The organism is Microbacterium zouquanmingi, assembly GCF_052266695.1.
Taxonomy (GTDB): Bacteria; Actinomycetota; Actinomycetes; order Actinomycetales; family Microbacteriaceae; genus Microbacterium.
Genome location: NZ_JBQPQZ010000009.1, coordinates 1 through 13154, shown reverse-complemented (window position 1 = coordinate 13154; position 13154 = coordinate 1). Strand labels below are relative to the sequence as shown.

The following is a 13154-nucleotide window of genomic DNA, read 5'->3' as shown; positions in this document are numbered from 1 at the left end:
TTCAGTCTTTCCAGTACAGGCGGCCGGGGTTGTCGACCAGCAGCTTCTGCTGCAGTTCGACGGTCGGCGCGATCTGCGGAATGTAGTCGACCAGCAGCCCGTCGTCGGGCATGTGGTTCTTGAGGTTGGGGTGGGGCCAGTCGGTGCCCCACAGCACGCGGTCGGGGAACTCCTCGACCACGCGGCGGGCGAACGGCACGACGTCGGTGTACGCGTGCTGCTCGCCATCGAGTGCGCGGGGACCTGTGACGCTGAGCCGCTCTGGGCACGAGACTTTGGTCCACACGTTGGGGTTCTCACGCATGAAGCGCAGGAAGAGTGCGAATTCCTCGCCGTCGACGTCCTTCGTGACGTCAGGTCGGCCCATGTGGTCGACAACGACATCGGTGGGGATGCGAGAGAAGAAGTCGTACAGCTCGGGAAGATCCTCGGCCTCGAAGTAGATGACCACGTGCCATCCGAGCGGGGCGATCTTCGCGACGATCTCGTCGAGCGAGTCGGTCGGGATGCGGTCGACGAGGCGCTTGACGAAGTTGAAGCGCACGCCGCGCACGCCCGCCTCGTGCAGCTGTGCGAGCTGCTCATCGGTCACATCGCGGCGCACCGTGGCAACACCGCGTGCGCGGCCTTCACTGCGGGTGAGCGCATCGACGAGTGCCGAGTTGTCGGCACCGTGGCAGGTGGCCTGCACGATGACGTTGCGGTCGAAGCCGAGCTGGTCGCGCAGGGCGAAGAGCTGGTCTGCCGAAGCGTCGCACGGCGTGTACTTGCGCTCCGGCGCGTACGGGAACTCCGCACCGGGGCCGAAGACGTGGCAGTGCGCGTCGACAGCGCCCGCAGGCAGCTGGAATGTCGGCTTCGTGGGGCCGTCGTACCAGTCCAGCCACCCCTCGGTCTTGGTGAAGTCGCCCGTGGTGTCGCCGTGCGCCATCTCAGTTCTCCAGGTACTCGAGGCCGGCGGCTGCCAGCGGCTCGCGCATGCCGTAGAGGTCGAGGCCGAGCACGCCGTCGCGGAACTGCTGCCGCTTGGATGCCTCGTTGTCCTCGCGCTTCTGGCTGGCATCAGCCACTACACCTGCGAGCTCGCGTGGAACCACCACGACGCCGTCGACGTCAGCGACGACGACATCGCCTGGGTTCACGAGCGCGTTCGCTGCGACGACCGGCACGTTCACCGAACCGAGAGTGGCCTTGACCGTGCCCTTGGAGTTGATGGCGCGGGAGAAGACCGGGAAGCCCATCTTCTCGAGGTCCTCGACATCGCGGACGCCGCCGTCGATCACGAGACCCTTGCAGCCGCGAGCGGTGAGGGAGGTGGCCAGCAGGTCTCCGAAGAAGCCGTCTTCGCTCTCGGTGGTGCAGCCGGCGACGATCACGTCACCCTCCTGCACCTGCTCGGCGGCGACGTGGAACATCCAGTTGTCACCGGGCTGAAGCAGCACCGTGACGGCGGGGCCGCACATCGCTGCTCCCTTGTAGACGGGACGGATGTAGGGGCGCATGAGGCCGACACGGCCCATGGCCTCGTGGATGGTCGCAACGCCGAACTTCGACAGACGCGCGACGTCGTCGGGGTCGGGGCGCTGGATGCTGGTGTGGACGATTCCGAGGTTGTTCAGTCGCATGGTGTGGCCTTTCAGAGTCCGCGGGCCTTGAGGGCACGGTCGAGGCGGGGGTAGACGTCGCGAGCGTTGCCCTCGAAGACCGCCTGACGCTGCGAGTCGCTGAGGTTCGTGGTCGCGTCGACGTACTTCTTGGTGTCGTCGAAGTAGTGACCGGTGCGCGGGTCGATGTCGCGGACGGCGCCGATCATCTCGCTCGCGAACAGGATGTTCTTTGTGGGGATGACGTCGGTCAGCAGGTCGATGCCGGGCTGGTGGTAGACACAGGTGTCGACGTAGACGTTGTCGAGCAGGTACTCCTCGAGCTCTGGCTTACCCAGTGCCATCGCGAGCCCCCGGAAGCGGCCCCAGTGGTAAGGGATCGCGCCGCCACCGTGGGGGATGATCAGCTTCAGATCGGGGAAGTCCTTGAAGAGGGTGTCGCCGCCGCGGATCAGCTGCATGAAGGCGGTGGTGTCGGCGCCCAGGTAGTGGTCGCCGGTGGTGTGCATTACCTGCGGCATACACGTGGAGCTCACATGGATCATGGCCGGCAGCTCGTACTCGACGAGCTTCTCGTAGATCGGGTACCAGGAGCGGTCAGTGATCGCAGGGGACGTCCAGCGGCCTGCCGACGGGTCGGGGTTGATGTTGACGGTGACCGCCCCGAGCTCCTCGACGGCGCGCGTGATCTCGGCGACGGTGGTCTTCGGGTCTTCGCCGGGCGACTGCGGGAGCATGGCGCCCATCATGAACCGGTCGGGGAACAGCGAGCTGACGCGTGCGACGAGATCGTTGCACATGCGTGCCCACGTCTCGCTGACCTCGAGATCGCCGATGTGGTGCGCCATGAACGACGCGCGAGGGCTGAAGACGGTGAGGTCGCTGCCACGTTCGTTCATCAGACGGAGCTGGTTCTTCTCGATGCTCTCGCGGATGTCGTCGTCGCTGACCGTGAGCGCGGCGGGGTCAGGAGCGTCGCCCTCGCCCTTGGTGAAGGCGATCTGCTGGTCGCGCCAGGCGCCGACCTGTGCCGGAGCTGTCGTGTAGTGGCCGTGGATGTCGATGATCAACGCGTGTCGTCCTTGTCACTTGTCACTCGGGTGCTGTTGATCACGACTCTAGGTCGCCGTTTCTATACAGTCCAATAGATGTTTTGAGCCCGAACCATAGATACGCTCTATACATGGCCATGGCAGATCTCAACCAGTTGCGCACCTTCGTCGTGCTCTACGAGTTGCGCAGCGTCACGGCCGCCGCCGAGCGCCTGCACGTGACGCAGCCGACGGTCAGCTACACGCTGCGGCGCCTGCGCGAGAAGTTCGGCGATGAGCTATTCCGTCGCGAGGGACACGACATGGTTCCGACCGCGAAAGCGACGGCGCTCTTCGCGCCGCTGCACGAGGCACTGGCGCAGATCGATCAGGCAGTGAGTGATCCGGATGCTTTCGAACCGGCCGGCTTCAGCGGTGAACTGGCGCTCGGTCTCACCTCGATCGGCGAGCAGACCTTCCTGCCTCCGATCATGGAGGCGCTCGCCCGCGAAGCATCCGGCCCGCATCTGCAGGTGGAGCGTCTGGATGCCGACCAGGTCGAAGACGGACTGATCCGCGGGGCGATCGATCTGGCGATGACGGTGTCGATGATCGGCAGCCCCAGGCTCTGGCGCACGCATGTGCGTGCCGTGGAGTACGTGGCACTGACGTCGGTTGCGCATCCGCTGCCCGACCCCGGGCCGGACATGTTCGTCGGCCGCCACTTCGTGCGTGTCTCGACACGCGGCGGCCACGTGTTCCCGCTTCAGGCGCTGACCGAGCACGGACTGATGCCGCAGGTATCGCTCACCGTCGAGGAGTATGCCACCGTGCCCGCTGTGCTGCAGGCCACCGATCTTGTCGTGCTGCTGCCGCGGCACGTCGCCGAGGTGTTCAGCGGATGGTTCCAGGGACTGCGGATCACCGATCTTCCGTGGCCCGCGCAGTCGACGCCCGTCTCGCTGTACACCCGGCGCGAGGCGAGCCTGTCACCGGCACAGAAGTGGTTCCGCAGCGTGGTGCTCGACGCCGTTGCCGCCGGCGAGTACCGGCGCAGGCCCGCGTGACGGACTCTTCTCAGGAACGCCGCCCGGCGACGGCGTCCGCCACCTCGATGAGATCCTGCGTCCACTTCTCGCCGAGTTCGCGGGTGAATCGGGCGATCGGCAGCGCAATACTGAAGGCCACGCGCTGACCTCCGAATTCCCCGACCGAGATCGATAGCGCGGCGACGCCCGGCTCGCTCTCTTCGAAGTTCCATGCGATCCGCGATCGGCGCACATCATCGAGCTGCTCGCGCAGTGATTCCAGATCCACGCCGATGTGCTGACCCCGAGGGCCCGTGAGCGCCATCTTGTAACGCGCGTCGACCTCTTCGTCGGTCAGATCCGCCAGCAGAACCTTTCCGCCCGACGTGACGTGCGCTGGGAGCCACACGCCTACGCGCAGGCCGAAGCGCAGAATGTGCGTGCGCGCCTCGATACCGTCCAAGTGCAGAATGCGCGTGCCGACGAGCGCGGCGACATGCACCGTCTCTCCCGTGCGCTCGAAGAGGTCTTCCAGCGCCGGACGCAGTCGATCGGTCAGCTGCGGAATCCGTGTCGAAAGGCCGGGGTTATGCAGAGCGGGCCCGACCGAGTACCGACGATCGCGCCCCTGCGCGGCAAAGCCGTCCTGCACGAGCGTCGCGAGCAGACGCTGCGCAGTCGAGGCATTGACATCGAGCGCCGCTGCCGCTTCGGTCACCCCCAGATTTCCTTCTTCAATCAGGAGTTTCAGCAGGACAAGCGCCCGGTGGACGGACTCGACTCGCGGAGCATCTTTGCGCATCACGCAATTTACCTTACTCGTTATTGCCTACTGCGCAATCTGTGCCTTACCATCGCTACAACCGGAAAAACTCCGCGCCCCAACGAACGACGAGGTTTGAGGAATCAATGTCGATGACACCGAGCACATCCCGCGGCGCTATCGTCGTCGGCGCATCGAGCGGAATGGGCGCGGCCATCGTGCGCCGACTCGTCGCAGACGGCATCGAGGTCGTCGCCCTTGACCTCGCCGCCGCGCAGTGGCCCGCTGGCCTCGGTGCGACCACCGGCTCGATAGACGTCACTGACACCGAAGGCGTCGCGCGTGCCATCACCGATGCAGCTGCACACCTCGCACACCTCGACATCGTCGTGAACTGTGCCGGCATCCTCGGCCCGGTCACCCCCACCCTCGAGACCGACCAGGAGACCTTCTCACGGATCGTCGGCCTGAACCTCGGCGGCGCGTTCGCCGTCACGCGGGCCGCACTCGCGCACCTCGTACCCCAGGGCTTTGGCCGGATCATCCACATCGCCTCGATCGCCGGCAAGGAGGGCAACCCGCAGATGGCCGCCTACTCCGCATCGAAGGCGGGAGTCATCGGCATGGTCAAGGCGATCGGCCGCGAGTATGCGGCAAGCGGGGTGACCGTCAATGCCATCGCCCCGGCATCCATCGACACCCCCCTTATCCAGGGGATGACTGCAGAGCGTCGCGAGGTGCAGAAGTCGCTCATTCCGATGGGCAGGTTCGGCACGGCCGAAGAGATCGCCGGACTCGTCGCCTACATCGCCTCTCCCGATTCCTCGTTCACCACGGGCTTCGTCTTCGACGCCTCCGGCGGCCGGGCCACCTACTAGGAGCATTTATGAACACCACCACGCGCAGCGCGATCGTCACGGGCGGAGGCGGAGGCATTGGCCGCATCGTCTCCGAGCGACTCGCCTCGGTCGGCTACCGGGTCGTCATCGCCGACGCCTCCGCCGATTCGGCCGAAGCCGTCGGAGCATCCCTCCCCACACCGAACGGCGGCCACCAAGTCGTCGCCGGGGATCTCACCAGCTCCGAAACGAACCGCGCCGCCGTCGAGGCCGCCCGCGAACTCGGGACGCTGAGCGTTCTCGTCAACGGGGTCGGAATCTCCCCCAAGGACGAAGGTCGCAAGCGCCCGTTCTACGACATCTCCCCCGACGAATGGGATCTCGTGATGGCCGTCAACGTGAAGGCGCCGCTGCTGTTGGTGCAAGAAGCCTTCCGCCATATGCCAACAGACGGATCGGCATCCATCGTCAATATCCTCTCGATCGTGTCGCGCCTCGGCACCGGCGGTCTCCCGAGCGACACATTCCCGCCCTTCCTTCCTTCGTCCATCGCGTACGCCGCCTCGAAGGGCGCTCTGCAGAACGTGACCGCCTCACTGTCGCGTGAGCTCTCGAGCTTCCGCATCCGCGTCAACGGCGTCGCCCCAGGATTCGTGCAGACCCAGATGACCGGCGGCGTTCCGTCGGACGAGGCGCAGCAGATGATCGGACAGGTTCCGATGGCACGCTTCGCCCAACCGAGCGAGATCGCCGATGCGATCGAGTTCCTCATCAGCGACAAGGCCTCCTACATCACGGGCGCCAGCCTCGACGTCAACGGCGGCATGCTCACCTGCTGAGCGCCCCGCCTCCTCTCCTCCCATACACAGAACAGGACGTTCACGATGTCAACGAAGACCGGAATTCTCTCCGAGACGGCGAGCATGCGCGCGCCGGGCAATCAGAGCAAGCGCTCCTCGCTCGCGGGCTTCATCGGCTCCGCCCTCGAGTACTACGACATGTACATCTACGCATCCGCGTCGGCGCTCGTCTTCGCGCGGATCTTCTTCCCGGATGCCGGCGCCACCGGCCTCCTCTACGCCCTCGGCCTGTACGGCGTGGCGTACATCGCGCGCCCGGTCGGCGGTTTCCTCGCGGGCCACCTGGGCGACCGCTTCGGACGACGGAACATCATGATCCTGACGCTGCTCGTCATGGGTATCGCGACGTTCCTGATCGGCTGCCTGCCCTCGTACGACAGCGTCGGCATCCTCGCCCCCACGCTGCTCATCATCCTGCGCCTATGCCAGGGCCTGTCCGTGGGCGGTGAGCTCTCCGGCGCATCCTCGTTGACCCTCGAGCACGCTCCGGCGGACCGCCGAGCGCTCTACACCTCATGGGCGATCAATGGCATCTGGGTGGGCTACATTCTCGCCACGCTGGCCTTCATCGGCGTCGCGGCTCTCCCCGAAGATCAGCTCCTCTCCTGGGGCTGGCGCGTGCCGTTCTGGCTGAGTGCGCTCATCCTCGTCGTGGGCCTCGTCATCCGCCGCACCGTGCGCGATACCGAAGCATTCACCGTCGAGAAGGAGCTGGGAACCACCGCCAAGGTGCCCCTGGGAGAAGTTCTCCGTCACCAGCCGCTCGATGTCGTGCGCGTCATCTTCGCCGCTTTCCTCGTCGTGATCAGCACCACCGTTCCGGTCTACGGACTGACGTACGCGACCAACATCGCCGGGATCGAAGCCGGCACCATGCTGTGGGTCGTGATCGTCGGCTATGTCGTCGCGCTCGTCACGCAGCCCCTGTTCGCCAGCCTCAGCGACAAGATCGGTCGCAAGCCCGTACTGATCGGCGGCAACCTCTTCGGCGCCGCGGCTGTCTGGCTGTTCTTCTGGGCAGTCGGCGAGGCGAACATCCCGATGATCTTCGTCGGCGTGCTGCTGTGCGTCTCAATCGGCTTCGCGGCGACGAACTCCGTGTACCCGGCGTACTTCAGCGAGCTGTTCAACGTGCGCTACCGCGTGACCGGTATGGCCGTCGGTCTGCAGCTGGGACTCGTGCTGACCGGATTCTCGCCCGTCATCATCCAGGCCATCTCCACCGCGAACAACGACGCCTGGTGGCCGGCCGCCGTGTTCACGAGCATCGCGTGTGTGATCTCGGCGATCGCGATCGCTTCGGGCCGCGAGACCTACAAGACGCCGCTCGACAAGCTGGGCGTCATCCAGCCGAAGGCGGGAGCGAAGCGATGACGACCCGCACCGTCGACCTCCTCGTCCTCGGCAGCGGCATCGCCGGGCAGACCGCCGCCACTGCGGCGACAGAGGCGGGACTCGAGGTCATCCTCGCGGAAAAGACCGCCGACCTCGGCGGATCGACCGTGATGAGCGGCGGATGGTTCGCCTTCAGCGGCACGGACGAGCAGCGCGAAGCCGGTGAGCAGGACTCCACCGAGCTGTTCCTCAAGGACATGCAGGAGGTCGGTGAGTTCCGCAACGATCCCGCCCTGCTGCACACGTATCTGGATCGTCAGCACGCGGCGTACCGCTGGCTCAAGGAGCACGGCGTGCAGTTCCGCGAGATCGAGATCAGCTCAGGCCAGTCGGCCAAGCGCAGCCACAACACGGCGATCGCCGAGGTGATGGGAGGACTGCACGATCAGTTCGAGGCGGCCGAGGGCACGACGCTGCGCGAACATCGCGCAGTTCGTCTGATCACCGACGCATCCGGACGCGTCACGGGTGCGACCCTTGCGTCATCTGAGGGTGAGATCGACGTGATCGCCCGCCAGGGCGTGGTCATCGCGACCGGTGGGTTCACCCGCGGCAACGAGCTGATGAAGATCTTCGCACCCGAGCAACTCGCAGCGATCCCCTTCGGCGGCAGAGGCAACACCGGAGATGGGCTGCGGATGGCGTGGAAGCTCGGCGCAGACATGGCCGACATGTCCTTCGTGAGCGGAACGTACGGCTCGCACCCCGAGACGGGCGACGTCCACGAACTGCTCACCGCCTATTACATGGGCGCGATCATCGTGAACCGGGCGGGCGAGCGCTTCACCGACGAGTCGCAGTCGTACAAGACTCTGGGCCGCGCGGTCCTCGACGAGGAAGACGGTCTCGGAGTGCAGATCTTTGACGCCGATGTCCGCGCGAAGTCGCACCCCGGCATCCCGCTGAAAGATATGGAAGCGATCGAGTCGCTCGGTCACCTGCACCACGCCGACACTCTCGAAGAGCTCGCGCAGATCGTCGGCATCGATGGCGATCAGCTGGTTCAGACGGTCGAGCGCTACAACCGCGCGGTGACCGATGGCACAGCCGACGAACTCGGCCGGGAGAGCCTCTGCAACGGAATCGGCGAGCTGCGCACGATCACGAAGGCGCCGTTCTACGCCTACCCGGCGAAGTCACTCATGACGACGACGTACTGCGGGGTGAAGGTCACCCCGGATGCCGAGGTCGTCGATGTCGAGGGCGAGATCATCCCGGGGCTTTACGCGATCGGTGAAGTCGTCGGCGGATTCCACGGTGCGGCCTACATGACCGGCACTTCGCTCGGGAAGGGCGCGATCTTCGGACTGCACGTCGCCCGTCAGGCGGCGGAGAGATTTGGCGCGGGGGCGGCCTCATGAACTCCTTCGACGTCATCGTGGTCGGCTCGGGCATCGGCGGGTCGTCCGCCGCAGCAGCGGCCGCACGCGCAGGCGCGCGAGTCGCCGTGCTGGAGAAGTCAGCGACGTTCGGTGGATCGACAGCGCTGTCGGCGGGGATGCTGTGGACTGCGCCGGACATGGACGCCTACCGTCGCCGCATCCCCCAAGGTGATGCGATTCTCGGCGAGCGCGTGGTGACGGACTTCCCGGATGCGATCGCGGAGGTACGCGCAACAGGTGCACGAGTGGCCGCCGAGCCGACGAACGACATCATGACCTTCGGGATCGGATACTCCACCGACATCCACGCGATTCTCGCAGCGTGCCGGGATGCCGTCACCGCTGCCGGCGGCGTGATCGTGGCCGACGCTCCGGTGCGCGAACTCCTCATCGACGGCGGCCGCGTGACGGGTGTCGTCGCGTCAACCGCCGGCGGCCCGGTCGAGTACCGCGCGGCGAGTGTCATACTCGCGACCGGCGGGTTCGGTCGTGACCCGGAGATGCTGACCCGCTACATCGGCCCGCAGGCCGACAACTTGCTGATGCGCTCACACGTCGGCAACGTCGGCGACGGGATACGGATGGCCCGCACGGCGGGGTCCGGTGGCAGTCGCTCCATGGCCTCCTACTACGGCCACCTCGTTCCCTGGCCGCTGACAGCTTTCGAACCAGAGCACTACCTGCCGTACTCGCAGTACTACTCAGGGTCCACCCTGTTCGTGAATCTCCGCGGCGAGCGCTTCGTCGACGAGACGCTCGGTGACGAGATCATCAATCAGGTCGTGGTCGGGCAGCCGGAAAGTCGCGGAGTACTGATCTTCGACGAGCACGTGCACCTCACCGAAGCGCGGCAGGAACCGTTCCCCGGCCTCGGCGCCACCGACAGGTTCGAGACGGCGAAGGCGGCCGGTGGACTGTGGGCGAGCGCCGACACGCTCGATGGTCTTATCGCGCAGATCGCCTCCTGGGGTGTGGATGCCACGACCCTCACTTCCACTCTTGATGCGTATCGCTACGCGGCTGATACCGGTGCTGGCTGGGTATCCGGCGTACCCGTGGCCGCGAGCGCCCGAGCTCCGCAGACCGGACCATTCCACGCGCTCATGGTGCAGCCGTCGATCACTTTCACCTTCGGGGGTGTGCCGATCTCGACGCGCGGCGAGGCGCTCGATCCGGACGGTGCGCCCATCCCCGGGCTCTACGCGGCAGGGGCAGACATCGGCGGACTGTCGAACGTCGGATACGCCGGCGGATTGGCCCCCGCCTACATCACCGGGCGGTGGGCTGGCGATGCCGCCGCGACCGCAGCCCTCTTGGAAAGGACGCACGCATGAGTGTGACGACAGACGTATTGGTCATCGGCGGCGGCGGATCAGGTCTCACGGCCGCGATCTCCGCCGCGACCAGCGGTGCGAAGAGCATCGTCCTCGAGAAATGCGCCCGGCCCGGTGGCAGCACCGGAATGTCGGTGGGCAGCTTCACCGCGGCGAACACCGCGTACCAATACCGCGCCGGCGTCAACGATTCGATCGATCTGTTCATCGAAGACATGAAGGTCGCCAACGGCAAAGACGAGGCGCGCGAGAACGTCGCACTGAGGCGCGTGCTGGCCGAGAACGCCGGGGCAACACTCGAATGGCTCTCCAGTATCGGCGTGCAGTTTCTCGGCCCGACTCCCGAGCCTCCATACGAGAAGCCCCGCATGCACAACGTGCTGCCTAACGCGGGCGCGTACGTGACGGCACTGCTGCGCGAGGCGCGCAAGCGTGGTGTGCAGGTCGTCACGAACGTCCGCGTAGACCGACTGCTGCGCAACGCCGCAGGCGAGGTCATCGGCGCGAGCGCGAACGGCGTGGAGTACTTCGGCCGTCGTGCTGTCGTGCTCGCGACCGGCGACTACTCCGGAGCGACCGATCTCAAGGCCGCCTACGTTGGAGAGGATGCCGCGCGCGTCCCCGCCGTGAACAAGACCAACACCGGTGACGGCTTTCGGCTCGGCAGCGACGTCGGCGGCGTGATGCTGCAGATGGACCGCCTCTATGAGGGGCTGCGCTTCCCGCCAGGGCGCTTCCCTGATCCGATCAAGCTGCTGCCCTCGCATCCGTCGGTCTCGCGTCTGGTGCGCCTGGTCGCCGAGCGACTGCCCAAGCGCCTCCTCGCAGTGCTCCTGCGCGGAGCGCTCACGAGCTGGGTCGGGCCGAACAACACCATGTACGCTGCCGGCGCCATCCTCGTCAACGAGCAGGGGCAGCGCGTCGCGAATGAAGACTCCGACAAGCTGCTTGCTCGCGGAGTCGCGGCAGATAGCAACCGGGGATACATGGTGTTCGACGAAGCGCTCGCAAAGCGGTTCTCAGCGTGGCCGAACCCGGTTTCGACGTTCCCCGGTGTCGCCTACGCCTACGTCGGAGACTACGCACGCTACCGTCCTGACATGTTCCACAAGGCCGACACGATCGAAGAGCTCGCGGCGAAGGCGGGGATCGACCCGGCCGCACTGCTCTCGACGATTCAGCAGGTGCGCGATTACGCGGCGGCGGGCGAGGACCCCGACTTCGGACGCGCCACCTTCGGCGCGGGGATCGGCGACGGTCCGTATTATGCGCTCGGCCCGATGCAGTCGTACATCACGCTCGCCGACGGCGGCCTCGCCGTCGACACCACACTGCGGGTGACGACGCCAGAGGGCGCGCCGATCGCCGGACTGTACGCCGCAGGCTCCACCGGACAGGGCGGGCTTCAGCTGCTCAACCACGGTCTGCACATCGGCTGGGCCATGGTCTCGGGCCGGATCGCCGGTCGCCACGCCGCTCAGGCTTCCCCTCGCACCGATCTCACCTCGGTCGGGGCGAAGGGATCCGTTCTCGAGACGCCGGTTGCGGAGTTGAACGTCATCCAGTGACCAACGCGGGGTCACGCTGCAGATAGAGCGGTGTGACCCCGCGTTGTGGGTGACCCTAGGACTTCTTCTTGTTCCAGCTGGCCTTGGCCGGCGCGAACGGACTGCGCACGTGGATTGCCCACGTCGAGTGCGGGTGGATGCGCAGCAGCGCCGTCTCATAGAACGAGACTGCCTGCTCGTCGAGCTCAGGCAGCGCAGCATCCTTGTCGATGGTGTCCTCCGGACGCGGGCGAAGCGCCTTCCAGACCAGCTGCACCTCTGGGGCTCCGGTCGGGATGCCCTCGACCTCGAGCACCGCTCGGTCCCACGGAAGCGTCAACCGTGGGTCTCGCTTGTAGACCCACGCGCGCGGTGCGCCGTCTTCAGCGTTGACCTGCAGCACCCAGGAGTTCTGGGCGTCGTCGCGCACGAGTACCGGCTGCAGGTCGGCATCCTCCGGAGCGTCCGCGAAGGGCACGATCTCGTCTTCCTCGCCCGAGGGCGCCCATGCGCTGAACCCCTCGGGCAGTGCCGCGATCAGCTCTGCGAGGTCGCCCGCCACCACACTCACGTCGATGTTCTCCCGCTCGCGGATCGGACGCCCGAGCCAACGATCGAGCGCGACTCCGCCCGAGAGCCACCAGCGCACGGATGCCGCCGAGAACAGCTCCGCGATCGCCTGCGGCTCGAGCGGCTTCCATCGGAGGTCAGCTCGTGAGGTCATGATCTGAGATTACCCTCGGTCTTCCGCTGCAGCCGCGCGGCACAACTCCTGATAGATTGCCCGTTTCGGCCACATAGGCACCGAGAACGCACGGATCTGCGAAAAGGCTCAGGAGTTATGCGCGCGAGTCGGACGAACGATCGCGTCCGGCCCCCTCAAGCATCGCCCACAACCCCTGGAAAAGCGCGGTCGACTCCGCGGCGTCGAGGTGTCCGGTGAGTTCGCGCTGCACCTCGACGACCAGTGGCGCCAGTCTCGCGCGCTCGGCCGCACCGTGCGCGGTGAGGGTGACGACGTTGCGCCTCGCGTCGCCCTCGGCGCGCCGCCGGGTGATGAGCTCTGCCTTCTCCATGCGACGCACCAAGTCCGCGATCGTCGAGCGGTCGAGGTCGACCTCATCGCACAGCTCGCGCTGGCTCGCCTCCCCCAGCCGGTCGAGAACCGCGAGGATGCTGTACTGCGCGCTCGTGATGTCTGGTGATGCCACTCGTGCCCAGGTCGCCAAGTGCAGTTGCTGCGCTCGACGGATGAGGTTTCCGACGTGCCGCTGGGGCTCGGGGAGATCAGGCATGGTCACGCAGTCCATCCTCTCAGGTCACGGCCCCTTCGACAGGCTCAGGGATCGACAGGCTCAGGGATCGACAGGC

Annotated in this window: 13 protein-coding genes; 7 read left to right on the top strand and 6 right to left on the bottom strand. The window is 66.3% G+C overall.

Annotated features, from left to right (window positions below; all coding sequences use genetic code 11):
• Position 1 precedes the first annotated feature (1 nt).
• The 3 genes from ACTU6U_RS14915 to ACTU6U_RS14905 are packed head-to-tail and all read right to left on the bottom strand — an operon-like array spanning position 2 to position 2674.
• Complete coding sequence (locus ACTU6U_RS14915; protein WP_443469900.1) at positions 2 to 931, bottom strand: amidohydrolase family protein; 930 nt, start codon at positions 929 to 931, stop codon at positions 2 to 4.
• A 1-nt stretch (position 932) separates the two neighbouring features.
• Positions 933 to 1625 (bottom strand): 4-carboxy-4-hydroxy-2-oxoadipate aldolase/oxaloacetate decarboxylase, encoded by a 693-nt coding sequence (ligK, locus tag ACTU6U_RS14910; protein WP_443469899.1) that lies wholly within the window; start codon positions 1623 to 1625, stop codon positions 933 to 935.
• Positions 1626 to 1636: 11 nt separating this feature from the next.
• Positions 1637 to 2674, bottom strand: a complete 1038-nt coding sequence (locus tag ACTU6U_RS14905) for an amidohydrolase family protein (RefSeq protein ID WP_443469898.1) — start codon at positions 2672 to 2674, stop codon at positions 1637 to 1639.
• Positions 2675 to 2787: 113 nt separating this feature from the next.
• On the opposite strand from ACTU6U_RS14905, the gene ACTU6U_RS14900 reads away from it, so the two are divergent.
• Positions 2788 to 3702 carry a LysR family transcriptional regulator gene (locus ACTU6U_RS14900; protein WP_417509372.1) on the top strand — a complete coding sequence of 305 codons (915 nt, stop codon included), beginning with the start codon at positions 2788 to 2790 and terminating at the stop codon, positions 3700 to 3702.
• Between the two features lie 10 nt (positions 3703 to 3712).
• Here ACTU6U_RS14900 and ACTU6U_RS14895 read toward each other — a convergent pair whose 3' ends face one another.
• Positions 3713 to 4465 carry an IclR family transcriptional regulator gene (locus tag ACTU6U_RS14895; protein WP_443469928.1) on the bottom strand — a complete coding sequence of 251 codons (753 nt, stop codon included), beginning with the start codon at positions 4463 to 4465 and terminating at the stop codon, positions 3713 to 3715.
• Between the two features lie 113 nt (positions 4466 to 4578).
• Here ACTU6U_RS14895 and ACTU6U_RS14890 point away from each other — a divergent pair, with 113 nt between their 5' ends.
• From ACTU6U_RS14890 to ACTU6U_RS14865, 6 genes are read left to right on the top strand one after another with little or no spacing between them, the layout of a single operon-like run.
• Positions 4579 to 5304, top strand: a complete 726-nt coding sequence (locus tag ACTU6U_RS14890; RefSeq protein ID WP_443469897.1) for an SDR family NAD(P)-dependent oxidoreductase — start codon at positions 4579 to 4581, stop codon at positions 5302 to 5304.
• A gap of 8 nt (positions 5305 to 5312) precedes the next feature.
• Entirely contained in the window at positions 5313 to 6104 is a 792-nt protein-coding gene (locus tag ACTU6U_RS14885; RefSeq protein ID WP_443469896.1) for an SDR family NAD(P)-dependent oxidoreductase, read from the top strand.
• Between the two features lie 45 nt (positions 6105 to 6149).
• Entirely contained in the window at positions 6150 to 7499 is a 1350-nt protein-coding gene (locus tag ACTU6U_RS14880) for an MFS transporter (RefSeq protein ID WP_443469895.1), read from the top strand.
• Positions 7496 to 8881 (top strand): FAD-dependent oxidoreductase, encoded by a 1386-nt coding sequence (locus tag ACTU6U_RS14875; protein WP_443469894.1) that lies wholly within the window; start codon positions 7496 to 7498, stop codon positions 8879 to 8881. Before ACTU6U_RS14880 ends, ACTU6U_RS14875 begins: the two co-directional genes overlap by 4 nt.
• A complete protein-coding gene (locus tag ACTU6U_RS14870; RefSeq protein WP_443469893.1) occupies positions 8878 to 10236 on the top strand; it encodes an FAD-dependent oxidoreductase in 1359 nt (452 codons plus the stop codon). The genes ACTU6U_RS14875 and ACTU6U_RS14870 overlap by 4 nt, the downstream gene beginning before the upstream one ends.
• Positions 10233 to 11804, top strand: coding sequence for an FAD-dependent oxidoreductase (locus ACTU6U_RS14865; protein WP_443469892.1), 1572 nt, complete (start codon positions 10233 to 10235; stop codon positions 11802 to 11804). The genes ACTU6U_RS14870 and ACTU6U_RS14865 overlap by 4 nt, the downstream gene beginning before the upstream one ends.
• A gap of 55 nt (positions 11805 to 11859) precedes the next feature.
• On the opposite strand, the gene ACTU6U_RS14860 is transcribed toward ACTU6U_RS14865, so the two are convergent.
• Together ACTU6U_RS14860 and ACTU6U_RS14855 are read right to left on the bottom strand one after the other, a co-directional pair.
• On the bottom strand, positions 11860 to 12507 hold the full coding sequence (locus tag ACTU6U_RS14860; RefSeq protein WP_443469891.1) for a nucleotidyltransferase domain-containing protein: 648 nt from the start codon (positions 12505 to 12507) through the stop codon (positions 11860 to 11862).
• 115 nt (positions 12508 to 12622) lie between these two features.
• Positions 12623 to 13078, bottom strand: a complete 456-nt coding sequence (locus tag ACTU6U_RS14855; RefSeq protein WP_443469927.1) for a MarR family winged helix-turn-helix transcriptional regulator — start codon at positions 13076 to 13078, stop codon at positions 12623 to 12625.
• Positions 13079 to 13154: the final 76 nt, after the last annotated feature.

What these genes read in the sequence shown, in the direction of transcription:
- ACTU6U_RS14915 (WP_443469900.1), bottom strand. Translation starts at nt 931, where the DNA reads ATGGCGCACGGCGACACCACGGGCGACTTCACCAAGACCGAGGGGTGG.
- ligK (WP_443469899.1), bottom strand. Translation starts at nt 1,625, where the DNA reads ATGCGACTGAACAACCTCGGAATCGTCCACACCAGCATCCAGCGCCCC.
- ACTU6U_RS14900 (WP_417509372.1), top strand. Translation starts at nt 2,788, where the DNA reads ATGGCCATGGCAGATCTCAACCAGTTGCGCACCTTCGTCGTGCTCTAC.
- ACTU6U_RS14895 (WP_443469928.1), bottom strand. Translation starts at nt 4,465, where the DNA reads ATGCGCAAAGATGCTCCGCGAGTCGAGTCCGTCCACCGGGCGCTTGTC.
- ACTU6U_RS14890 (WP_443469897.1), top strand. Translation starts at nt 4,579, where the DNA reads ATGACACCGAGCACATCCCGCGGCGCTATCGTCGTCGGCGCATCGAGC.
- ACTU6U_RS14885 (WP_443469896.1), top strand. Translation starts at nt 5,313, where the DNA reads ATGAACACCACCACGCGCAGCGCGATCGTCACGGGCGGAGGCGGAGGC.
- ACTU6U_RS14880 (WP_443469895.1), top strand. Translation starts at nt 6,150, where the DNA reads ATGTCAACGAAGACCGGAATTCTCTCCGAGACGGCGAGCATGCGCGCG.
- ACTU6U_RS14875 (WP_443469894.1), top strand. Translation starts at nt 7,496, where the DNA reads ATGACGACCCGCACCGTCGACCTCCTCGTCCTCGGCAGCGGCATCGCC.
- ACTU6U_RS14870 (WP_443469893.1), top strand. Translation starts at nt 8,878, where the DNA reads ATGAACTCCTTCGACGTCATCGTGGTCGGCTCGGGCATCGGCGGGTCG.
- ACTU6U_RS14865 (WP_443469892.1), top strand. Translation starts at nt 10,233, where the DNA reads ATGAGTGTGACGACAGACGTATTGGTCATCGGCGGCGGCGGATCAGGT.
- ACTU6U_RS14860 (WP_443469891.1), bottom strand. Translation starts at nt 12,507, where the DNA reads ATGACCTCACGAGCTGACCTCCGATGGAAGCCGCTCGAGCCGCAGGCG.
- ACTU6U_RS14855 (WP_443469927.1), bottom strand. Translation starts at nt 13,078, where the DNA reads ATGCCTGATCTCCCCGAGCCCCAGCGGCACGTCGGAAACCTCATCCGT.